The organism is Nocardia thailandica NBRC 100428 (genome assembly GCF_000308795.1).
Classification (GTDB): domain Bacteria; phylum Actinomycetota; class Actinomycetes; order Mycobacteriales; family Mycobacteriaceae; genus Nocardia; species Nocardia thailandica.
The window spans coordinates 1-20765 of sequence record NZ_BAGK01000091.1 but is presented as its reverse complement, the minus strand read 5'-3'; the positions used below and the strand labels follow the sequence as shown (position 1 = coordinate 20765).

Genomic DNA, 20765 nt, shown 5'->3' with positions numbered 1-20765 from the left:
ACGGGCGCCGGCCACGTCGGGCCGGCGCCCGTGCCGTCCGGGGAGTGTTACTTGACCTCGTAGATCCAGATCTGCGCCGTGGTGAGCTCGCCGTTGGGCGCCCACTTGTACTGGCGGGCCAGACCCTGACCGTCGTAGCCGCGCACGTAGGACAGCAGGTCGGCGCGGGTGGTCTTCCCCGACGCGATGCCCTTCAGCAGGATCGTGGTCAGGTCGTAGCCCTCGACCGAGTAGACGCCGGGCGCCTGGGAGAACTTGGCCTTGTAGTCGGAGGTGAACTTCTCCGGGCCGGGGCCGCAGGGGCAGGTCAGGATGGCGTCCTTGGCGGAGTTGCCCGCCTGGGAGACGAACTTCGGGTCGTTGACGCCGTCCGGGCCGACGAACTTGGCGGTGACGCCCGCGTCGCGCAGCTGCTGCACCAGCGGGGCGGCCTCGTTGTAGTAGCCGGAGTAGAAGATGCCGTCCGGGTTGGCCGACTTGATCTTGGTGACGGTGGCGGCGAAGTCCTTGTCACCCTTCTTGATGCTGGCCGCGCAGTTCGGGTCGGCCGAGCCGCCGAGGCCCTCGGTGATGGACTTGGCCAGGCCGACGCCGTAGTCGGTGTTGTCGGCGACCACGCAGACCTTCTTCAGCGCCAGCTTGTTGGTCAGGTACTTGGCGACGGCGGGTCCCTGCACGTCGTCGTTGGCCAGGCCGCGGAAGAAGGAGGTCCAGCCGTTCTGGGTCAGGGTGGCGTTGGTGGCCGAGGCGGTCAGCGCGGGCAGGCCCTTGTCGCTGATGATCTGGCCGGTCGCCTTGGTCTCGCCGGAGAACGCGGGGCCGATCAGGCCGATGATCGACGGGTCGTCGGTGATCTGCGGGATGACCTGGGAGGCCTTCTGCGGGCTGCCCTCGGTGTCGAACTTCTTGAGGGTGATCTTGCAGCCGGGGTTGGCGGCGGTGAACTGGTCGAGCGCGAGCTGCACACCGTTGACGATGTTGATGCCGAGGGCCGCGTCGTCACCGGTCAGCGCGCCCGCCATGGCGATCGACAGGCCGGGCGGACAGGTCGCCGTGCCGTCGCCCGCCGGGTCGGCGGGCGTGGCGGCGGTGGCCTTCGGAACCTCGGCACCGCTGATGTCGACCTGGTACACCGGGGAGATGGACAGGCTGCCGCCCGAGGCTCCGCCATCGGATGACTTGTCGCCGCAACCGGTCAGCATCGCCGCCGCGGCGACGGCCATCGCCACGGCGCCCCCCTTGACCAGCACGCCACGCGTCGAACGACTGCGCAATGTCGAACTGTGCACGTTTCACCTCTATGTCCTGTACTCCCCGGCCAGGAGCCGGGGAGGCCGACTCCGTCAGCCCGGTCAGAACATAGCCCCGGTAGGTTAGATCCGCATCACATTCACGTCATGTCGAGGGGTTCGTGTCGAACATCGGCCGACGACATTGTTTCGGCGACGTAAATAATGTTCCGCACCCGGCGAATACCGGCGCGCGGATTCATCCGATCATTGCGGGGTGAGGTTCTCCAGCACCACCTCGGCAACGGCCTTCATGGTGGTGCGGCGATCCATCGCGGTGCGCTGAATCCATTTGAACGCCTGCGGTTCCGTGAGCCCCTGGGTCTGCATCAGCACACCTTTGGCGCGCTCGACCAGCTTGCGCGTCTCCAGCCGGTCGGTGAGATTGGCGACCTCGGTCTCGAGCGCGGCGATCTCGTGGAAGCGGCTGGCCGCCAGCTCGATCGCCGGCACCAGGTCGGACTTGGTGAACGGCTTGACGAGGTAGGCCATGGCGCCCGCGTCGCGGGCCCGCTCCACCAGGTCACGCTGGCTGAAGGCGGTCAGGATCACCACGGGCGCAACACGTTTCGAGGCGATCTCGGCGGCGGCGTCGATACCGTCGCGGCGCGGCATCTTGACGTCCATGATGACCAGATCCGGGCGCAGCGACTCGGCCAGATCGACGGCCTGCTGCCCGTCGGCGGCCTCGCCGACGACGTCGTAACCCTCCTCGGAGAGCATCTCGACCAGATCCATACGGATGAGCGCCTCGTCCTCGGCGACGACGACGCGCTTGGCCGCGGCCTCGCGCGTCGCGCCGTCGGCCCCTGTATTCGTGCTCATAGGTTCGACCCCTTATGGATTCCGCATGCCGGTCGGCGCCACCACCGCCGGTGACGGCCGCGGAACAACCGTCACCCACCGCGGGTAACCGAGTGATGTAGAGCGTACCTTTCGTCCCTGCAGCGATGGCCTCGCTGCGGCCGGGACGACCGGAATACGCGGGCGGGTCGACCTCACCGCCCAACCCCCGGGTCGGTGAACCGGCGCGACCGCCGAGACCTCACCGCCGGCGTGCGCGGCCGGTGCGCGCACCGCCGTGGTGCCGAGTGTGGGACTCGAACCCACACGTCCTTTCGGACAACGGTTTTTGAGACCGTCGCGTCTGCCAGTTCCGCCAACCCGGCGCACCGCGGTCACTATAGCGTCTCGACACGCCGGGAAGCGAACCGCGGGTACCCCGGGCGCCCGCGGGCGGGCGGCGGCGCCGCGCCCGCCCGGCCCCGCGCGGGAAATGCCACACATTTCCATCGTGACCCGGAACACAATTGTCGGGGTGTTTACCTCTCCGATCACACGGGTATCACGGTGAGGCAAGGGATTTCATCGCGTCGATTCGTGTACGGCCGTCGACCTGCAGATGAATATCTCGTTCCCGGGCTGTGATGGTTGCGATCACGACCCACTACGGCACAATCCGCGCCATTACGGTGTGTGCATGCACGTCCTGTTCGTCTGCAACTCCAATGTCTGCCGGTCGGTGATCGCCGAGCGGTTGACCCGGGCCTTCGCAGCCGAACACGGGCTGCCGGGGCTCACCGCGGAAAGCGCGGGGACGCGCGCCCTGGTCGGTTTCCCGCCCGAACCGCTGGCCGCCGACACCGTCGCGGGCCTCGGCGGCGACGCGACCGGTTTCACCGCCCGCAAATTGCGCCCGGAAATGGTCGACCGCGCCGATCTGGTGCTGACCATGACCGAGCAGCTGCGCGAGCAGGTGGGCGAACTGGCCTTCGGCGCCGCCCCGCGCACCTTCACCCTGCTGGAGGCGCATCGCATCGCCAAGGTCACCGGCGCGAAGTCCATCGCCGGGCTGCACCGGGCCCGCAACGATCTGGCCATCGTGGGCCGGGAGAACATCGCCGACCCCATCGGGCTGTCGCCCGCCGCTTTCGTCGAGGTCGGCGACCGCATCGCCGAGGCGCTGTTCCCGTTGCTGCACGCGCTGGCGCCGCACGAACAGACCCGATTGTCGGGCGACGAGCGGGGCGGGCTGATCATCGAACCGCGCGGGCAGGCGCCGCTGGCGACATTCCTGGCCGCGCACCGCACGCGCTGAGCGGGTCACCGCCGTATCACGATCTCGTCGCGGCGGTAATCGCCGGACTCCCACAGCGATTAGACTCCGCGCGGGTAGTTTCCCGGCGCAGCACCGACCCCCGACAGGACAATGACATGCCGAAACGCATTTCGGATGTTTCGCTCCATGTTCATGTGACACCTCCCGACCTGGAGCGGATCGTGACCGCCGTCCGCGCGGTCCTCGACGACCATCTGGCCGACCGCGACGTCTTCGCCTGGCGCTTCACCCTCCCCGTCGAGGACACCGACCCCATCCACCTCGACCTCGAATCCCGGTGGCACGCAACGCGTCCCGGCCGCGCATCCGAGGCGACGAGCACCTCCGAGATCGCCCTGAGCCTGGTCGGCGCCGCCGACGACCTCACCGACGACGACATCGCCGACCTCGAACACGCCCTCATCCTGGCCGTGTACGCCCTGGGCGACCCCGAGTCCCCCATCCCCTTCACCCTGCGCACCGACCACAACCGCCCCGCGTCCGAACTGGACCACCTCCCCCACTGACACCCGCGCCCGAAGGCGTCCCCCGTCTCCGGAGCCACCTGCCACCGGTTCCGGACGGCCGCGCCGCCGACGGCCGCTCGCCGACGCGGCCCGGGCGGCGTCCCCGACCACCCCGCACCGCGCACAGGGCGACTCACCCGACGACACCCACGCCTCGCTGCGATCCGCCGTCGCGACCACCACCGAGCTGACCGCGAGGGGCCCCGGCACGCAGCGGCGATGCCGACCGCCCCGACGCAACGAGACCCGAGACCCACCCCTGACCGCGCCCCCCAACGAAACCACCCCCGGGCCGACCCCGAAGGGCCGCGACTCGAGCGCGCCAGCGCTCCAACACTACGGAAAGTGCCGGATCAGCCCCTCCTGGACCGTGGTGGCGAGCAGTTCGCCGCTGCGGGAGTAGAAGCGGCCGGTGGCCAGGCCCCGCGAGCCCGCCGCGACGGGTGATTCGGTCGCGTAGAGCGTCCAGTCGTCGAAGCGGAAGGGGCGGTGGAACCAGATGGAGTGGTTGACCGTGGCCGCGATGATGCGGTCCAGGCCCCAGGAGAGGCCGTGGGTGGTGATGATCGAGTCGAGCACCGTGGTGTCGGAGGCGTAGGCGAGCGCGGCCACCTGCAGCAGCGGGTCGTCGGGCAGGCTGCCGTCGGTGCGCATCCACACGCGGTTGTGGTTGAGCTTCGCGCCGGTGCCCTTGAGGATCCAGGCCGGATCGTTGGTGTAGCGCATGTCGATCGGGTGCGGGGCGTTGATGAACATCGTCAGCTTGTCCTCGAAGCCGGCGAAGCTCTCCTCGATCCGCGGCAGGGTCTCCGGGTCGGGGACCTGGGGACCCTCGTGCGCGTGTTCGAGGCCCTTGCCCCAGTCCTGGAAGGCGGCGAGCATGACGAACAGTTCGGCCCCGTCCTGGCTGGCGGTGACCGTGCGGTTGGCCAGGTTGCGGCCGTCGCGGTGGCGTTCGACGTGGTATTCGATGGGCTTCTTCACGTCGCCGCCGCGCACGAAGTGCGCGTTGACGGCGTGCAGGGGCCTGCCGTTGGCGGTCCGGCCGGCGGCCACGATCGCCTGGGAGACGAGCTGGCCGCCGAAGGTCCTGCTCCACACCTTCTCCGGGTGCCGGCCGAGGTAGGTGTCCTCGCCGGTCTCCTCCAGGTCCAGCAGGTCGAGGAGGACCCGCAGGTCGGGCGAGGGGTCCCGGTGCGCGGTGTCCACGGCCGAGCCGCTTGCCGAACTGCTCACTGTCAGTGGTCCTCCTCGCCGATGCGGTGCACGTGGATCAGGTTGGTGGAGCCGACGGTTCCCGGCGGGGAGCCTGCCACGATGACCACGAGATCACCCTTACGGTACCGATCCATCGACAGCAGCGCCTGGTCCACCTGGTGGATCATCCGGTCGGTCGAGTCGACCATCGGCACGATGAACGTCTCGGTGCCCCAGGTGAGGGCGAGCTGGCTGCGGACCTCGGGCAGCGGGGTGAAGGCCAGCAGCGGCAGCGGGGTGTGCAGGCGGGCCAGGCGGCGCACGGTGTCGCCGGACTGGGTGAAGGCCACCAGCGCCTTGGCGTTGAGGCGCTCGCCGATGTCGCGGGCGGCGTAGGAGATCACGCCGCGCTTGGTCCGGGGGACGTGGGTCAGCGGCGGCACGCGCGGCGATTCGGTCTCGACCGCGTGCACGATGCGGGCCATGGTGCGCACCGTCTCGATCGGGTACTTGCCGACCGAGGTCTCGCCCGAGAGCATGACGGCGTCGGCGCCGTCGAGCACGGCGTTGGCGACGTCGGAGGCCTCGGCGCGGGTGGGGCGGGAGTTCTCGATCATCGACTCGAGCATCTGGGTGGCCACGATGACCGGCTTGGCGTTCTCGCGGGCCATCTGGATGGCGCGCTTCTGCACGATCGGGACCTGCTCGAGCGGCAGCTCGACGCCGAGGTCGCCGCGGGCGACCATGATCGCGTCGAAGGCGAGCACGATGGCTTCGAGATTGTCGACGGCTTCGGGCTTTTCGAGCTTGCCGATGACCGGCACCCGGCGGCCGACGCGGTCCATCACGTCGTGCACGAGCTCGATGTCCGAGGGCGAGCGCACGAAGGACAGGGCGATGAAGTCGACGCCGAGCTTCAGCGCGAACTCGAGGTCCTCGATGTCCTTCTCCGACAGCGCGGGCACCGAGACGTCCATGCCGGGCAGGGACAGGCCCTTGTTGTTGGACACGGGGCCGCCCTCGGTGACGCGGCAGACCACGTCGGAGCCGTCGACCGCCTCGACGGTCAGGCCGACCTTGCCGTCGTCGACGAGCAGGCGGTCGCCGGCCTTGGCGTCGTCGGCGAGCTGGGCGTAGGTGGTGGACACGCGGTCGTGGGTGCCCTCGACGTCGTCGACGGTGATCCGGACCTGTTCTCCGGTGGCCCATTCCGTGCGGCCCTCGGTGAAGCGGCCGAGACGGATCTTGGGGCCCTGTAGGTCGGCGAGGATGCCCACGGCGCGTCCGAGCTGATCGGACGCCGCACGAACCTTCTTGTAGTTCTCGGCGTGGTCGGCGTGTTCGCCGTGGCTGAAATTGAGCCGGGCTACATCCATGCCGCTTTCGACGAGTTCGCGAATCCGGTCCTCGGTGGCAGTGGCCGGTCCGAGTGTGCACACAATCTTCGTCCGTCGCATCACGCCCTAAAGCCTAGACCCGCCGCCGCGCCACGCCCCGCCGCGGTGTGGTGAATCTGCGGTGAACGTGTGCTCACCGCGCCGCGCGGCCGCGGCGGCGGGTCCGGGCACCCGCCGGAAACGGGGAACGGGCCTCCCCACAGTCGTGGGGAGGCCCGTCCGGGTCGGTGCGCGGTCAGTCGCGCAGCGGACGGCCCTGCGAGTCCGGGACCTTGCCGGTCAGGATCATGATGCCGTCGATCAGCGGCCAGATGGCGCCGATGCCGCAGGTCAGCCAGGTCACCGCGATCTGGGCGACGGCGAGGCCGTTGTAGCCCAGGTAGAAGCGGCCGACACCGAAGCTGCCGAGCAGGATCTGCAGCAGGCCCGCGGTCAGCTTCTGCTTGTCCGAGAACGGGACGCCGTACATGTCGCGGCCGTACGGCGCCTCGGGGTCACCGAAGCCCGGGCCGCCCGGGAACTGGCCGGCCGGCGGGTAGCCGGGCTGCTGCGGCTGGCCGTACGGGTCGACCGGCGCGCCGTACTGCGGCTGGCCGGGCACCGGCTGCTGCGCGTACGGATCCGACGGCTGGCCGTACTGCGGCTGGCCGGGATGCGGGTTGTAGGGGTCGGTCACTCATGTCCTCCATCATTCGTGCGGGTACCCGTGCTGGCCCCCGTGCGTTCGTGCGTCGTGACGGTGCGTCCGTCGGCGATCACGGGCGTCATTCTCGCCGCCGCGGCGCCGCTTGTCGCATCGGGGGCGTGCCCCGGGCCACTCGGGGGACTATCGCAGGCGCGGGCCCCGATGTGAACAGCTACGTCGGATCCGGTCCGATCAGGCGCTTCGGAGCGCGGCCGCTCAGGACTTGTCGGTGCGGACCGCGGCGGGGTCCGCGGGGGCCGGGTCGCCGTCTGCGGGCTCGGCGTCCTCCGCCGTGGCGGTGGCGCTACCGGGCTCGGTGTCCGCCGACGCGGCGGCGCCGCCCGACGCGGTGCCCGACGCCGCCGTGACACTGCCGGGCTTCGCCTCCGTCGACGTGGCGGTGGCGCCGTCCGGGTCCGTGTCCGCCGACGCGGCGGCGGGTGCGCCGTCCGGGTCGTCCTTCGCGCCCTCGGAGGCGGCGTCCGGCGCGGACGCCGCGGCGGCTTTCCCGTCGGCGGCGGGCTTCGCCGCGGAGCCCGCGGCACCGGCCGCGCCCGCGGCGATCAGGGCCTTGATCTGCCAGGGCCACGGCCGGTCCGCCACGCCGGGCTGCAACTGTTCGGGCGTCTCGCGGCCCTTGGTCGCGAGCACGAAATAGGCCATGGCGCAGAGGAACACGACGACCGCGGTGAACAGGTTGATGCGCAGGCCGAGGATGTGGGTCGCCTCGTCGTCACGCATGAGCTCGACGAAGAAACGGCCGAAGCTGTAGCCGGCCACGTAGAGCGCGAACAGGCGGCCGTGGCCGATGGTGAAGCGCTTGTCGAGCTGGACCAGCAGCACGACGACGAGCAGGTTCCACACCATCTCGTAGAGGAAGGTCGGGTGCACGACGGTCTGCACCTGGCCGGTGGAGACGCCGTTCATCATGTCGAGGGCGCCGGTGTCGGGGTTGTAGCGCTCGTAGATCTCGAGGCCCCACGGCACCTCGGTGGCGCGGCCGTACAGCTCCTGGTTGAAGTAGTTGCCGAGGCGGCCGATCGCCTGCGCCAGCAGGACCGCCGGCGCGATGGCGTCGCCGAGCGCGGGCAGCGGGATCTTGTAGACGCGGCAACCGATCCAGGCGCCGATGCCGCCGAGCAGGACCGCGCCCCAGATGCCGAGTCCGCCCTGCCAGATGTAGAGGGCCTCGATCGGGGACTTGCCGGGTCCGAAGTACTTCTGCCAGTCCGTGGCCACGTGGTAGAGCCGCCCGCCGACCAGGCCGAACGGCACCGCGAACATCGCCACGTCGAGCACGGTGCCGGGCTGACCGCCGCGCTGCTGCCAGCGCTTGTCACCCCACCAGATGGCGACGATGATGCCGGCGATGATACACAGCGCGTAGGCACGCAGCGGGAGCGGTCCGAGGTGCCAGACACCCTGCGGCGGACTGGGAATGTAGGCCAGGACTGGAGGGTTCACGGGCCCCACGTTAGTGGACCCGGTCACCGCGCCGCCGCCTCGACCCGGACGGTGCCGGAGCCGCGGGCGGCGATCAGGAACGGACGGTGGCCGACCGCACGCCCTCGGCGAGCTCGGTGGTGAGCGCCCGCACCGCGTCCAGGCTCTCGCCCGCGGCGCTGACCAGCGCCGAACCGACGATCACGCCGTCGGCGTACCCCGCGATCTCGGCGGCCTGGGCGCCCGAGCGGACACCGAGACCGACGCCGATCGGGATGTCGCTGTGCGCCCGCACCCGCGCGCACAGCGCGGGCGCCGCCGAGGACACCTCGTCGCGGGCGCCGGTGACGCCCATGGTGGAGGCGGCGTAGATGAATCCGCGGGAGGCCTCGAGCGTCTTCACCAGGCGCTCCTCGGTGGAGGAGGGCGCGACCAGGAAGATCCGGTCCAGGTTGTGGGTGGCCGAGGCGACGAACCAGTCGTCGGCCTCATCCGGGATCAGGTTCGGGGTGATGATGCCCGCGCCGCCCGCGGCGGCCAGGTCGCGCGCGAAGGCGTCCACGCCGTAGCGGAGCACGGGGTTCCAGTAGCTCATGACCACGGCCTGGCCGCCGGCGTCGGCGACGGCCTGCACCACGGTGAACACGTCGCGCACCCGGACCCCGGCGCGCAGCGCCTGTTCGGCGGCGCGCTGGATGGTCGGGCCGTCCATCACCGGATCGGAGTAGGCGACGCCGACCTCGACGATGTCGCACCCGGATTCGACCAGCGCGCGCACGGCCGCCACCGAACCGTCGAGGTCCGGGTAGCCGGCGGGCAGGTAGCCGATGAGCGCGGCGCGGTTCTCCGCGCGCGCGGCGGCGAAGGTGTTGGCCAGACGGGACTGCTGACTCACTGGCCGGGCTCCTCGGTCGCCTCGTCGAACAGGCCGAACCAGCGGCCCGCGGTGTCCATGTCCTTGTCGCCGCGGCCGGACAGGTTCACCAGGATGATCGCGCCCTCGCCGAGCTCGGGGCCCAGCTTCAGCGCGCCGGCGACCGCGTGCGCGGACTCGATGGCGGGGATGATGCCCTCGGTGCGGGAGAGCAGCAGCAGCGCGTCCATGGCCTCGGTGTCGGTGACCGGGCGGTACTCGGCGCGGCCGATGTCCTTGAGGTGGGCGTGCTCGGGGCCGACGCCCGGGTAGTCCAGGCCGGCCGAGATCGAATGCGATTCGATGGTCTGGCCGTCCTCGTCCTGCAGCAGGTAGGAGTAGGCGCCCTGGAACGCGCCGGGGGTGCCGCCGGTGAACGTGGCGGCGTGGCGCCCGGTCTCGACGCCGTCGCCGGCCGCCTCGTAGCCGATGAGGCGCACGGCCGTGTCGGGGATGAAGGCGTGGAAGATGCCGATGGCGTTGGAACCGCCACCGACGCAGGCGGTCACGGCGTCGGGCAGCCGGCCCGTGCGCTCCTGGATCTGCGCGCGGGCCTCCAGGCCGACGACGCGCTGGAAGTCGCGCACCAGCAGCGGGAACGGGTGCGGGCCCGCGGCGGTGCCGAAGCAGTAGTAGGTGTCGTCGGCGTGGGACACCCAGTCGCGCAGGGCCTCGTTGATGGCGTCCTTGAGCGTCTGCGAGCCGGTGGTGACCGAGACGACCTCGGCGCCGAGCAGCCGCATGCGGGCCACGTTGAGCGCCTGGCGGGCGGTGTCGACCGCGCCCATGTAGATGACGCAGTCGAGGCCGAGCAGGGCGCACGCGGTCGCGGTCGCGACGCCGTGCTGGCCGGCGCCGGTCTCGGCGATGACGCGCGTCTTGCCCATACGCTGGGCGAGCAGGGCCTGGCCGAGCACGTTGTTGATCTTGTGCGACCCGGTGTGGTTCAGGTCCTCGCGCTTGAGGAAGATGCGGGCGCCGCCCGCGTGCTCGGAGAGCCGGGTGCACTCGAAGATCGGCGACGGGCGGCCGGTGTAGTCGCGCTGGAGCCGGTCGAGCTCGTCGAGGAAGGTGCGGTCGGTGCGGACCTTCTCGTACTCGGCGGTGACGTCCTCGATGACCGACATGAGCGCCTCGGGGACGTGGCGTCCGCCGTAGAGGCCCCAGTGTCCGCCCGCGTCGGGCTCGAAGTCGCTGTGCTGGGCGACACCGGCGCTGGCCGGGGGCAGCTGGTCGGGGCTCACCGGATGCTCCGGCGGGCCGGCTTCGGGCAGGACGGGTGGGTGCCCGCGGTGACCAGCTCCGACACGGCCGCGCGGGGGTTGCCGCTGGTGACCAGGCCCTCGCCCACGAGCACGGCGTCCGCGCCCGCGCCGGCGTAGGCCAGCAGGTCGGCGGTGCCGCGGATGCCGGATTCGGCGACCCGGATGACCTCCGACGGCAGGCCCGGCGCGATGCGGGCGAACACGTCGCGGTCGACCTCGAGGGTCTTGAGGTTGCGCGCGTTGACGCCGATGACCGAGGCGCCCGCCTCGAGCGCGCGGTCGGCCTCCTCCTCGGTGTGGACCTCCACCAGGGCGGTCATGCCGAGCGACTCGGTGCGGTCGATGAGCGCGGACAGGGTGTCCTGTTCGAGGGCGGCGACGATCAGCAGGATGACGTCGGCGCCGTGGGCGCGGGCCTCGTGGATCTGGTACGGGCCGACGACGAAGTCCTTGCGCAGGATCGGGATGTTCACCGCGGCGCGCACGGCGTCCAGGTCGTCGAGCGAGCCGCCGAAGCGGCGCTGCTCGGTCAGCACGCTGATGATGCGCGCGCCGCCGTCCTCGTAGGCCTTGGCCAGCACGGCGGGGTCGGGGATGTCGGCCAGCGCGCCCTTCGACGGGCTCGCGCGCTTCACTTCCGCGATGACACCGATACCGTCCTCGTGCAGCGCGGCGCGCGCGTCGAGCGGCGCCGGAGCGGCGGCCGCGGCGGCCTTGATCGCCTGAAAATCGAGAAGGGCTTCCCGAGCGGCCACATCCGCCCGGACCCCGTCGAGAATCGAGTCGAGTACCGTCATCTGGCTCGAATCCTTTCTGGGGAGACGGACTTTCTGCCTGAGAATCGACCCAGGCGCTGTCTCACCGATGCTTGTCAACAATAAATGGGGGTCCCGCGCGCGGTGACGGCGGGGTTGGGTCGGCCGGGGCGGCCGCGGCTGTGGGCCGCGCCACGTGCCGCGGATCACCTCGGCGCGGGCCGGTCGCCCGGCTGTTCGGGGGCGGGTGGCTCCCCGTCGTCGTCGGCGGTCGGGTCGGTGCCCGCGTCGATCGCGTCCCACAGGACCCGTTCCGACAGCGGCGCCGAGCCCTTGTCCCCGCGCTGGGCGGTGACCTGTTCGGTGGCCGCCGCCTTGCGCGCGGCGGGGGCGTCGTACCTGCCCGACAGCGAGGTCGGCTGCTCACGGCGCATGGTCAGCAGCGCGCCCGCCACCAGGGCCAGCGCCGCCGCGACCAGCGAGAGCAGCGCGGGCGCGACGTGGGTCTGCACCGAGGTCACCACGGCCCGCGCGGGCAGCTCGGCCAGGGTGCCCGCGCGTTCGGCGGGCCTGCCCGCGCCGACCACGACGGCGAAACCGGGCACGGCGGCCACGGCGGCGACGACCGCGATGAGCACGCCGAGCACCTGCCGCAACGCGCCCTTGACCGCGAGCACGGCCGCGATCGAGGCCAGCAGCACCAGCGCCAGCGGCGTGAGCGCGCCGAACCAGGTGCTGCCGTTCAGCTCGTCGGTGCGGGGTTCGGTCAGGCCGTCCGAGGACTGCACCGTCACCCAGGTCATCCGGGACGAGGCCCACAGGCCCGCCGCGGCGACGGCGAGCAGCGCGACCGGGAGCACCGGCGAACGCCGGCCGGCGCCGCGCTTCGCCGGCACCGCGCCCGTCCCGGCGGCCGCGTCGTCCCCGCCCGCGCCGCTCATACGGCGGGCCCGCCCTCGGCGCCGTAGGTGCGCACGGTGTCCGCCGCGGCGATCGCCTTGAGCACGGCCATGGCCTTGTTGCGGGCCTCGGTGTCCTCGTAGACGGGGTCGGAGTCGGCGACCACGCCCGCGCCCGCCTGGACGTAGGCGGTGCCGTCCTTGAGCAGGGCGGTGCGGATGGCGATGGCGGTGTCGGCGTCGCCGGCGAAGTCGAGATAGCCGACGACGCCGCCGTAGATCCCGCGCCGGGTCGGCTCGAGCTCCTCGATGAGTTCCATGGCGCGCACCTTGGGCGCGCCCGACAGCGTGCCCGCCGGGAAGCACGCCTGCACCGCGTCCAGGGCGATCCGCCCGGGCAGCAGCTGACCGGACACGGTCGACACCAGGTGCATGACGTGGCTGTAGCGCTCGATGTGGCGGTACTCGGTGACCCGCACGGTCCCCGGCGCGCACACCCGGCCCAGGTCGTTGCGGCCCAGGTCGACGAGCATGAGGTGCTCGGCGTTCTCCTTCTCGTCGGCGAGCAGGTCCTTCTCGAGCAGGATGTCGTCCTCCTCGGTGGCCCCGCGCCAGCGCGTGCCCGCGATCGGGTGCGTGGTCGCGATGCCGTCCTTCACGGTGACCAGCGATTCGGGGCTGGAGCCGACGATGGAGAACGCGATGCCGCCGTCCCCGTCGGGAATGTGCATCAGGTACATGTACGGGCTCGGGTTCGAGGCGCGCAGCATGCGGTACACGTCCTGGGCGCTGCCGCGGTAGTCCATCTCGAAGCGCTGGGACAGCACCACCTGGAAGGCCTCGCCCGCCTCGATCTCCTTGATCAGCCTGCGCACGTCGGCACCGAACTCCTCGGTGCTGCGCTGCCTGCGGAACACCGGGTCGGGCCGGTCGAACACCGACACCGTGGACGGGGCGGGCGCGGCGAGGGCGGCGGTCATCCGGTCGAGCCGGGCGACCGCGTCGTCGTAGGCCTCGTCGACGCGGTCGTCGGTGCCGTTCCAGTTGACGGCGTTGGCGATGAGTGTGATCGCGCCCTCGTGGTGGTCGAAGGCGGCCAGGTCGGTGGCCAGCATCAGGACCAGCTCGGGCAGCCGCAGGTCGTCGGCGGCCAGCTCGGGCAGGCGCTCGATGCGGCGCACGGCGTCGTAGCCGAGGTAGCCGACCAGGCCGCCGGTCAGCGGCGGCAGCCCGGGCAGGCGTTCGGTCTGCAGCAGGCGCAGCGTCTCGTGCAGGGCCCGCAGCGGGTCGCCGCCGGAGGGGGCGTCGGCGGGGACGGTGCCCAGCCAGGTGGCCTCGCCGTCGGCGACGGTCAGGGCGGACGGGCTGCCCGCGCCGATGAACGACCATCGCGACCAGGACCGCCCGTTCTCGGCGGACTCGAACAGGAACGTGCCCGCCCGGTCGCCTGCCAGCTTGCGGTAGGCCGAGAGCGGAGTTTCGGAGTCCGCCAGCACCTTTCGGGTCACCGGGACGACCCGGTGCTCGGCCGCGAGCGTCCGGAACTGCTCGCGGGTCGTGGTGGTGGGAGTCGACGCGCCGTGCATTTCCCCATCATTCCAGGCGTGCCGGGGACCGCGCCCGGCGGTCCCGGCCCCGCCGTTGGCGCCGGGGTGACCGGCATCACTACACTCGCGCGCGTTCCATGTCGCATGCGGTAGACCCCACGAGAGGAGCACAGGTTGTACCCCAACCATCCGGGCGGCCACGACGGGCAGCGTCCCGTCCCCACCCAGCAGCATTTCGGCGCCGGTCAGCGCGCCGCGTCCGCCAGCGCGCTGACCACCTTCGTCACCTACGCGAAGGAGCTGCTGGAACTGGATTCCGAGCGCTACCCCGATGAATACGCCGCGCACAGCGACCGCATCCGCCAGATCGAGCCGATGCTGCGGGTGCACGGCATTCTCGACGTGATGCAGATCCGCGACCCGAAGATCGCCGCGCTGCTGGAGAAGTGAGACGCGCGCCGGTGCGTGGTGGTGCCGACCTGTCGGGGGTGGTGCCGCGCGCATCGGCGCGAGCACTGTGCCGGGGCCGCCGCGCTGTCTAGGGTGGGCCTCATGTCCGCTCGACTCGCCCCGCAGTTCACCCTCCCCGACCAGACCGGTACCCCGCGCTCGCTCGACGACCTGCTCGCAGGCGGCCCGCTGGTGCTGTTCTTCTACCCGGCCGCCAACACCCCCGTGTGCACGGCCGAGGCCTGCCATTTCCGCGACCTGAGCGCCGAATTCGCCGCCGTCGGCGCGTCGTGCGCCGGGATCAGCACCGACAGCGTCGACACCCAGTCCGGTTTCGCCGCCGCCCAGCGCCTGGACTACCCGGTGCTCTCGGACGCCGACGGCGCGGTCGCCGAGGCCTTCGGCGTGAAACGCGGCCTGCTGGGCCGGATCTCGCCGGTCAAGCGGCACACCTTCGTCATCGACACCGACCGCACGATCCTGCGGGTGATCACCGGCGAGCTCAAGGCCAAGGTGCACGCCGACGAGGCGCTGGCGTTGCTGCGCAGCCGCGCCACCACGACCGACTGACGGTTTCCCGCAGGACACGGCCCGCCGCGCTCGCGGTGACGGCGGTTTGCCGGGCATACGCTGGTCCCCATGACTTCCGGTGATGCGTACCCGACCGAACGCAAGTCCACCGCCGTCACCTGGCGCAACCGGGCCATCATCACGGTGGCCACCGCCGTCGTGCTGGTGATCACCTATTTCGTGCTGGCCTCGTTCATCCCCCGCTGGTGGGCGCAGCAGATCGGCCGCACCGTGCACGGCAGCTTCACCCAGGGCATCTGGTGGGGCCTGGTGTACGGGTTCGTGTGCACGGTCGTGCCGCTGCTGCTGGTCCTGCTCGCGATCCGGGTGTGGAAGCGCAAGGGCGGCAAGTTCCTTGCGGGCGCGGCCATCCTCGGCGCCGTGGTCGTGGCGATACCGAACCTGATGACGCTGGGCATCGTCCTCGGCGGCAACAACGCCGCGCACGCGGGCGAGCGCATCCTCGACGTGGACGCGCCCGCCTTCCGCGGCGCGACGCTGGTCGGCGTGATCGTCGCGGTCGTGGTCTTCGCGCTCGTGCTCGCGCTGATGGGCAGGCGCGGTCTGCGCCGCCGCAAGGCCGCCAAGGCGGCCACCGTCCCCGCCGAGCCGACCGCTCCCCCGGCCGAGCCGCCGCTGTCCTGATGTGAATGACCTCACGCGCGGACCAACTCGCCCCGGCCCGAGCGAAGCCGTGGCAAACTCGATGACGTGACAGATCGACCGTGCCACCCCCACCACCCGGACCGGAAGTAGCCTGCGGTGACCCAGTGGCTCGATCCCGTGGAACAGCGGGCCTGGCAGTCGATCGTCGCGCTCATGACCCGCATGCCGAGCGCTCTCGACACCCGCATGCAGCGCGAATCCGGGCTCACCCATTTCGAGTTCCGGGTGCTGACCCTCCTCTCGGAGGAGGCCGGGCACCGCATGCAGCTCAGTGACCTCGCCCACAAGGCAAACGCGTCGCTATCGCGGTTGTCGCACGTGATCTCCAAGCTGGAGCGCACCGGCTGGGTGCGCCGTGACAGCACCTCGGGCAAGCGCGGCGTGCACGCGGTGCTCACCGACGCCGGTTTCGACAAGGTCGTCGCGGCCGCGCCCGGCTACGTCGACACCGTGCGCAAACTGGTCTTCGACGGGCTGGATCCGGCGCAGACCGCGGCCCTGGCCACGCTCGGGGAGATCCTGTCCGCCCGCGTGGAGCGGGTGCTCGACGAGGGGCCCTGCTAGTCCGCGGCGAGCAGTACGTCGCCGTCCCAGCAGGTGTGCGTGCCGGTGTGACAGGCCGCGCCCTCCTGATCGACGACGAGCAGCAGGGTGTCGCCGTCGCAGTCCAGCCGCACCTCGTGCACGTACTGGGTGTGCCCGGAGGTCTCGCCCTTGACCCAGTACTGCTGCCGCGAGCGGGAGTAGTAGGTGGCCTTGCGGGTGGCGAGGGTGCGCGCGAGGGCCTCGTCGTCCATCCAGGCCATCATGAGCACGTCGCCGGTGGAGCGTTCCTGCGCGACGGCGGCGATCAGCCCGGCCTCGTTGCGCTTGAGGCGGGCGGCGATGGCGGGATCCAGACTCATCCGTCCGTTATAACAGCCGCGCCGAACGCCGCCCGCAGCGCGGTGGCGACCTCGCCGGCCTCGTCGAGGGCCGCGGTCAGCGCGGCGCGGTAGGCGGGCTCGGCGGCGCGGTAGGCGGCCCGGCCGGCGGGGGTGACGACGGCGTACACGCCGCGCCGGTCGTCGGGGCAGACGTCGCGCAGGGCAAGTCCGGCGGCGTCGAGCCGGCCGACCAGGCGGGTCACCGAGCTCTGTTCGAGGCCGAGCCGCTCGGCGAGTTCCTGCATCCGCAGCTCGCCGTCGGCTGCCGCCGCCAGGTGGCCGAGCGCGCGATATTCGGAGAGGCCCAGACCGTGGCCGCGCTGTACCGCGACCCCCAGCCGCTGCTCGACACGGGTGTGCAGGGCCGAGAGCCGGGACCACATCCGCTCGTCGGGAACGTCGGTTGACACCATTTATTTGTACATGCATACTTCTGTCCCGGCAAGTTATTTGCACGTACATACAAATGAAGGAGCCGTCATGGCCTGGCTGTATCTCCTCGTCGCCGCCGTCTTCGAGGTGGTCTTCGCGCTCGCCACCAACGCCACCCACGGGTTCACCGTGCTCGGTCCGTCCCTGCTGACCGCCGCGGCCGCCGCGGGCGGGATCTTCTTCCTGAGCCTGGCGCTGCGCACCCTCGACGTGGGCGTCGGGTACACGGTGTGGACCGGGATCGGGTCGGTGGGCACCGTCGTGTTCGGCACGCTCGTCTTCGGCGAGTCCCTCGGCGCGGGCAAGATCGCCGCGTTCGTCCTCATCATCGGCGGGGTGCTCGGCCTGAAACTCGCCGACGCGGCCGCCTCCCGCGAACCCGCCGCCGCCTGAATCCCCCACTTCCCCAAGGAGTTCCGTCATGGCCTGGATGTATCTCGGCATCGCGGTGATCTTCGAGATCGCCTTCGCGCTCGGCACCAACGCCACCCGCGGCTTCACCCGCCTGTGGCCCTCGGTGTTCACCCTCCTCGCCGCCGCGGGCGGCATCTTCACCCTGAGCCTGGCGCTGCGCACCCTCGACGTGGGCGTCGGCTACACGATCTGGACCGGGCTCGGCGCCATCGGCACCGTGGTCCTCGGCGCGCTGATCTACCGCGAGAAGATCACCGCCGCCAAGGTCGCCGCCTTCGGCGCGATCATCGCGGGCGTCCTGCTGCTGCGGCTCACCGCGGCCTGAGACGGCAACGGCGACCGGCCCGCGCGGACCGGTCGCCGTGCCGCGCGCGTCAGCGCACCACGACGCCGTCCTCGCGCATGGCGTCCTTGACCTCACCGATGGTGAGGTCGCCGAAGTGGAACACGCTCGCGGCCAGCACCGCGTCGGCCCCGGCGTGCACCGCGGGCGGGAAGTGGGCGACCGCGCCCGCCCCGCCCGAGGCGATCACCGGCACCGTCACCGCCGCGCGGACCGCCTTGATCATGGGCAGGTCGAAACCGGCCTTGGTGCCGTCGGCGTCCATGGAGTTGAGCAGGATCTCCCCCACGCCGAGCTCGGCGCCGCGCACGGCCCACTCGACGGCGTCGATGCCGGTGCCACGCTTGCCACCGTGCGTGGTGACCTCCCAGCCGGACGGGGTGTCGGGCTGCCCGTCGGGCACGGTGCGCGCGTCGACCGAGAGGACGATGCACTGCGAACCGAAGCGCTCCGACATCTCGCGCAGCACCTCCGGGCGGGCGATCGCGGCGGTGTTCACCGACACCTTGTCCGCGCCCGCGCGCAGCAGCCGGTCCACGTCGGCGACCGTGCGCACGCCGCCGCCGACGGTGAGCGGGATGAAGATCTGCTCCGCAGTGCGGGTGACCACGTCGATCATGGTGCCGCGGTCGCCGGTCGAGGCGGTCACGTCGAGGAAGGTCAGCTCGTCGGCGCCCTGGGCGTCGTAGGCCGCGGCCAGGGCCACCGGGTCGCCGGCGTCGCGCAGGTTCTGGAAGTTGACGCCCTTGACCACCCGGCCCGCGTCGACGTCCAGGCACGGGATCACGCGTACGGCCAGGGTCATCGGTTCTGTCCTCTTTCGTCGTCGCCGACCTGGGCGATCATGTCCAGGAGTTCTTCGTGCACGCCGGGCGCGGCGGCCAGCACCGAGCCCGAGGTGATGGTCCAGGGGGCACCGAGCAGGTCGGTGACCACGCCACCCGCCGCGCGGACCAGCGCCACCCCGGCCGCGTTGTCCCAGGGGTGATGGCCGAACACCACGGCACCGCCGAGCACGCCGGAGGCGGTGAAGGCCAGGTCGATGCCGGTGGCACCGTGCATGCGCACCCGCGAGGACAGCCTGCTCAGCGCCCCGAGCAGGTCGAAGCGGAACTGGCCGGGGATGCGGCCCGCGGAATCGAGGTTGAAGGCGCCGAACCCGATCATGGCGTCGGCCAGCTTGCCGCGTTCCAGCGGCGGCACCGCGACGCCGTCGACCAGCAGCGGCCCGCCCTCGACGGCGGCGTAGCGCCGGCCGAGCAGCGGCAGCCAGGTCAGCCCGATGACCGGGTCGCCGTCGTGGACCAGGGCGAGCAGGGTGCCCGACATCGGGTGCCCGGAGGAGTAGTTGAAGGTGCCGTCGATCGGATCGAGCACCCAGGCGGTACCCGAGGTGAGCGACGGACCGCCGAATTCCTCGCCGTGCACGGGGAATCCGGTCCGGCGTTCGAGTTCGGCCGAGATGGTGCGTTCCAGCTCGAGGTCGAGTTCGGTCGCGAAGTCGTTGCGGCCCTTGGTCACCGCGCTGGGGGCGCCGATACCTTCGACGAATCGCGCGGCCACCGAGTCGAGTACCTCGGTGGCGACGGCGAGCAGCGCGGTGCGGTCGGCGTGTCCCTGCGCGGTCATCACCTCAGCGCACCGCGGCCAGGGCTTCGGGCAGCGTGAACCGGCCTGCGTAGAGCGCCTTGCCGATGATCGCGCCCTCCACACCGTCCTCGACGAGCCCGGCGATGGCGACCAGGTCCGCGAGTTCGGAGATGCCGCCGGAGGCGACGACCGGCGCCTCGGCCGCGTTGGCGACCTGGGCGAGCAGGTCCAGGTTGGGGCCGGTCAGCGTGCCGTCCTTGGACACGTCGGTCACGACGTAGCGCGAACAGCCGTCGCGTTCGAGCCGCTCGAGGACCTCCCACAGGTCACCGCCGTCGGTGACCCAGCCGCGCCCGCGCAGGCGCCATTCGCCGTCGATCAGCTTGACGTCGAGGCCGACCGCGATCCGGTCGCCGTATTCGCCGAGCACCCGCGCGCACCACTCGGGGTTCTCGATCGCGGCGGTGCCGATGTTGACCCGCGCGCACCCGGTGGCGAGGGCGGCCTTCAGCGAGTCGTCGTCGCGGATGCCGCCGGAGAGTTCGACCTTCACGTCGAGTTCGCCGATGACGCCGGCGATGAGGTCGCGGTTGGAGCCCTTGCCGAAGGCGGCGTCCAGGTCGACCAGATGGACCCACTCGGCGCCCGCCTGCTGCCAGGCCAGCGCGGCGTCCCGCGGCGAACCGTAACCGGTTTCGCTACCGGCCTCCCCCTGCACGAGGCGCACGGCCTCACCATTGGCGACATCGACGGCGGGCAGCAGCACAAGACTCACCCGCCCAGACTACTGGGTCCGCACCGCGCCCTCCCGCAACGCCCTTCGCCGATGCGTCCCGGATCACGTACCGGACCTGCCCGCGCCCGCGATGCCGGGCACCGGCCGAAGGCCGCGCCAGCCGCGATCCGGCGACCGGCGACAATGGCGACACGATCTTCCACCGCCCCACCGCCCCACCGCACGGCTCGGGCGGTCTCCCACCGACAGGACACTCGTGGCCAAGCAGAACCGACGCCGACGCACCGGGCGCAGACCCGCCGCCGTGGGCGACCTTCCGGTCGAGGCCGCGCGCTCCGGCGACCCCGGGCGGGTCGCCGAGGCGCTGGCGACGGTCGCCGTCCTGGCGGCGCGCGGCGACACGACCGTGATCGAGCGGTTCACCGCGCAGGTGTCCGGCCAGGAGACCGCCGCGGGCGCCGACCTCGCGACGGCGCGCTTCCTCGACCGGGCGATCGACGGACGGCTGGTCACCCGCGGACCTCCACGCGGCGGTCGCTCCGCAGGCTGGGACGCGTTCGCGACCGGCTACCGTGACCGACCGGATGGCCGCGCACCGGACGGGCCACGCCGCGGACCCGGGT

24 protein-coding genes, 1 tRNA gene and 1 pseudogene are annotated in these 20765 nt (G+C 71.6%); 9 read left to right on the top strand and 17 right to left on the bottom strand.

Annotated features, from left to right (window positions below; translation table 11 throughout):
- Positions 1-47: 47 nt before the first annotated feature.
- From ON36_RS09245 to ON36_RS09235, 3 genes are all read right to left on the bottom strand, one after another.
- Entirely contained in the window at positions 48-1274 is a 1227-nt protein-coding gene (locus ON36_RS09245) for a branched-chain amino acid ABC transporter substrate-binding protein (protein WP_373281789.1), read from the bottom strand.
- Positions 1275-1496: 222 nt separating this feature from the next.
- Complete coding sequence (locus ON36_RS09240; RefSeq protein ID WP_043650394.1) at positions 1497-2114, bottom strand: ANTAR domain-containing response regulator; 618 nt, start codon at positions 2112-2114, stop codon at positions 1497-1499.
- Positions 2115-2371: 257 nt separating this feature from the next.
- Positions 2372-2458 (bottom strand) — tRNA-Leu (locus ON36_RS09235).
- 311 nt (positions 2459-2769) lie between these two features.
- On the opposite strand from ON36_RS09235, the gene ON36_RS09230 reads away from it, so the two are divergent.
- Together ON36_RS09230 and ON36_RS09225 are read left to right on the top strand one after the other, a co-directional pair.
- Complete coding sequence (locus ON36_RS09230; RefSeq protein ID WP_043650391.1) at positions 2770-3387, top strand: arsenate reductase/protein-tyrosine-phosphatase family protein; 618 nt, start codon at positions 2770-2772, stop codon at positions 3385-3387.
- Between the two features lie 155 nt (positions 3388-3542).
- Positions 3543-3914, top strand: a complete 372-nt coding sequence (locus ON36_RS09225) for a hypothetical protein (RefSeq protein WP_083885021.1) — start codon at positions 3543-3545, stop codon at positions 3912-3914.
- A gap of 336 nt (positions 3915-4250) precedes the next feature.
- On the opposite strand, the gene ON36_RS09220 is transcribed toward ON36_RS09225, so the two are convergent.
- From ON36_RS09220 to ON36_RS09180, 9 genes are all read right to left on the bottom strand, one after another.
- A complete protein-coding gene (locus ON36_RS09220; RefSeq protein WP_373281788.1) occupies positions 4251-5150 on the bottom strand; it encodes an acyl-CoA thioesterase in 900 nt (299 codons plus the stop codon).
- Between the two features lie 2 nt (positions 5151-5152).
- Positions 5153-6571: a pyruvate kinase gene (gene pyk / locus ON36_RS09215; protein WP_174377554.1), complete on the bottom strand. Its 1419-nt coding sequence runs from the start codon at positions 6569-6571 to the stop codon at positions 5153-5155.
- Positions 6572-6743: 172 nt separating this feature from the next.
- Positions 6744-7184, bottom strand: coding sequence for a TM2 domain-containing protein (locus ON36_RS09210; protein ID WP_052313800.1), 441 nt, complete (start codon positions 7182-7184; stop codon positions 6744-6746).
- A 225-nt stretch (positions 7185-7409) separates the two neighbouring features.
- The gene (gene lgt / locus ON36_RS09205; RefSeq protein WP_083885019.1) at positions 7410-8657 is read right to left on the bottom strand and encodes a prolipoprotein diacylglyceryl transferase; all 1248 of its coding nucleotides are present in this window, start codon (positions 8655-8657) and stop codon (positions 7410-7412) included.
- Between the two features lie 73 nt (positions 8658-8730).
- On the bottom strand, positions 8731-9531 hold the full coding sequence (trpA, locus tag ON36_RS09200; protein WP_043650382.1) for a tryptophan synthase subunit alpha: 801 nt from the start codon (positions 9529-9531) through the stop codon (positions 8731-8733).
- A complete protein-coding gene (gene trpB, locus ON36_RS09195) occupies positions 9528-10793 on the bottom strand; it encodes a tryptophan synthase subunit beta (RefSeq protein WP_043650379.1) in 1266 nt (421 codons plus the stop codon). The genes trpA and trpB overlap by 4 nt, the downstream gene beginning before the upstream one ends.
- Positions 10790-11611 (bottom strand): indole-3-glycerol phosphate synthase TrpC, encoded by an 822-nt coding sequence (trpC, locus tag ON36_RS09190; RefSeq protein ID WP_043650371.1) that lies wholly within the window; start codon positions 11609-11611, stop codon positions 10790-10792. Before trpC ends, trpB begins: the two co-directional genes overlap by 4 nt.
- 164 nt (positions 11612-11775) lie before the next feature.
- A complete protein-coding gene (locus ON36_RS09185) occupies positions 11776-12510 on the bottom strand; it encodes a TIGR02234 family membrane protein (RefSeq protein WP_083885018.1) in 735 nt (244 codons plus the stop codon).
- Positions 12507-14054: an anthranilate synthase component I gene (locus ON36_RS09180; RefSeq protein WP_043650368.1), complete on the bottom strand. Its 1548-nt coding sequence runs from the start codon at positions 14052-14054 to the stop codon at positions 12507-12509. Before ON36_RS09180 ends, ON36_RS09185 begins: the two co-directional genes overlap by 4 nt.
- Before the next feature lie 135 nt (positions 14055-14189).
- Between ON36_RS09180 and ON36_RS09175 the strand changes: the two genes are divergently transcribed.
- From ON36_RS09175 to ON36_RS09160, 4 genes are all read left to right on the top strand, one after another.
- On the top strand, positions 14190-14465 hold the full coding sequence (locus tag ON36_RS09175) for a hypothetical protein (protein ID WP_052313799.1): 276 nt from the start codon (positions 14190-14192) through the stop codon (positions 14463-14465).
- 102 nt (positions 14466-14567) lie between these two features.
- Positions 14568-15035 carry a peroxiredoxin gene (locus ON36_RS09170; protein ID WP_043650486.1) on the top strand — a complete coding sequence of 156 codons (468 nt, stop codon included), beginning with the start codon at positions 14568-14570 and terminating at the stop codon, positions 15033-15035.
- Positions 15036-15104: 69 nt separating this feature from the next.
- Positions 15105-15680 (top strand): hypothetical protein, encoded by a 576-nt coding sequence (locus ON36_RS09165; RefSeq protein ID WP_043650366.1) that lies wholly within the window; start codon positions 15105-15107, stop codon positions 15678-15680.
- 174 nt (positions 15681-15854) lie between these two features.
- Complete coding sequence (locus tag ON36_RS09160) at positions 15855-16265, top strand: MarR family winged helix-turn-helix transcriptional regulator (protein ID WP_083885024.1); 411 nt, start codon at positions 15855-15857, stop codon at positions 16263-16265.
- On the opposite strand, the gene hisI is transcribed toward ON36_RS09160, so the two are convergent.
- Both hisI and ON36_RS09150 read right to left on the bottom strand, forming a co-directional pair.
- Positions 16262-16606, bottom strand: coding sequence for a phosphoribosyl-AMP cyclohydrolase (gene hisI, locus ON36_RS09155; RefSeq protein WP_043650356.1), 345 nt, complete (start codon positions 16604-16606; stop codon positions 16262-16264). The two genes, ON36_RS09160 and hisI, sit on opposite strands and share 4 nt — an antisense overlap.
- Positions 16603-17037 (bottom strand): MarR family winged helix-turn-helix transcriptional regulator, encoded by a 435-nt coding sequence (locus ON36_RS09150; protein WP_218001182.1) that lies wholly within the window; start codon positions 17035-17037, stop codon positions 16603-16605. Before ON36_RS09150 ends, hisI begins: the two co-directional genes overlap by 4 nt.
- A 70-nt stretch (positions 17038-17107) precedes the next feature.
- Between ON36_RS09150 and ON36_RS09145 the strand changes: the two genes are divergently transcribed.
- Both ON36_RS09145 and ON36_RS09140 read left to right on the top strand, forming a co-directional pair.
- A complete protein-coding gene (locus ON36_RS09145) occupies positions 17108-17452 on the top strand; it encodes a DMT family transporter (RefSeq protein ID WP_043650351.1) in 345 nt (114 codons plus the stop codon).
- A gap of 28 nt (positions 17453-17480) precedes the next feature.
- Complete coding sequence (locus ON36_RS09140; protein ID WP_043650348.1) at positions 17481-17798, top strand: DMT family transporter; 318 nt, start codon at positions 17481-17483, stop codon at positions 17796-17798.
- Positions 17799-17847: 49 nt separating this feature from the next.
- On the opposite strand, the gene hisF is transcribed toward ON36_RS09140, so the two are convergent.
- Genes hisF through priA form a run of 3 tightly spaced genes read right to left on the bottom strand, consistent with a single transcriptional unit; the run spans position 17848 to position 20181 of the window.
- Complete coding sequence (gene hisF, locus ON36_RS09135; RefSeq protein WP_043650345.1) at positions 17848-18621, bottom strand: imidazole glycerol phosphate synthase subunit HisF; 774 nt, start codon at positions 18619-18621, stop codon at positions 17848-17850.
- The gene (locus tag ON36_RS09130; RefSeq protein ID WP_043650483.1) at positions 18618-19445 is read right to left on the bottom strand and encodes an inositol monophosphatase family protein; all 828 of its coding nucleotides are present in this window, start codon (positions 19443-19445) and stop codon (positions 18618-18620) included. Before ON36_RS09130 ends, hisF begins: the two co-directional genes overlap by 4 nt.
- 4 nt (positions 19446-19449) lie before the next feature.
- Positions 19450-20181, bottom strand: a complete 732-nt coding sequence (gene priA / locus ON36_RS09125) for a bifunctional 1-(5-phosphoribosyl)-5-((5-phosphoribosylamino)methylideneamino)imidazole-4-carboxamide isomerase/phosphoribosylanthranilate isomerase PriA (protein WP_043650342.1) — start codon at positions 20179-20181, stop codon at positions 19450-19452.
- 265 nt (positions 20182-20446) lie between these two features.
- Here priA and ON36_RS09120 point away from each other — a divergent pair.
- Positions 20447-20765: pseudogene (locus ON36_RS09120) on the top strand (hypothetical protein); the annotation flags it as partial.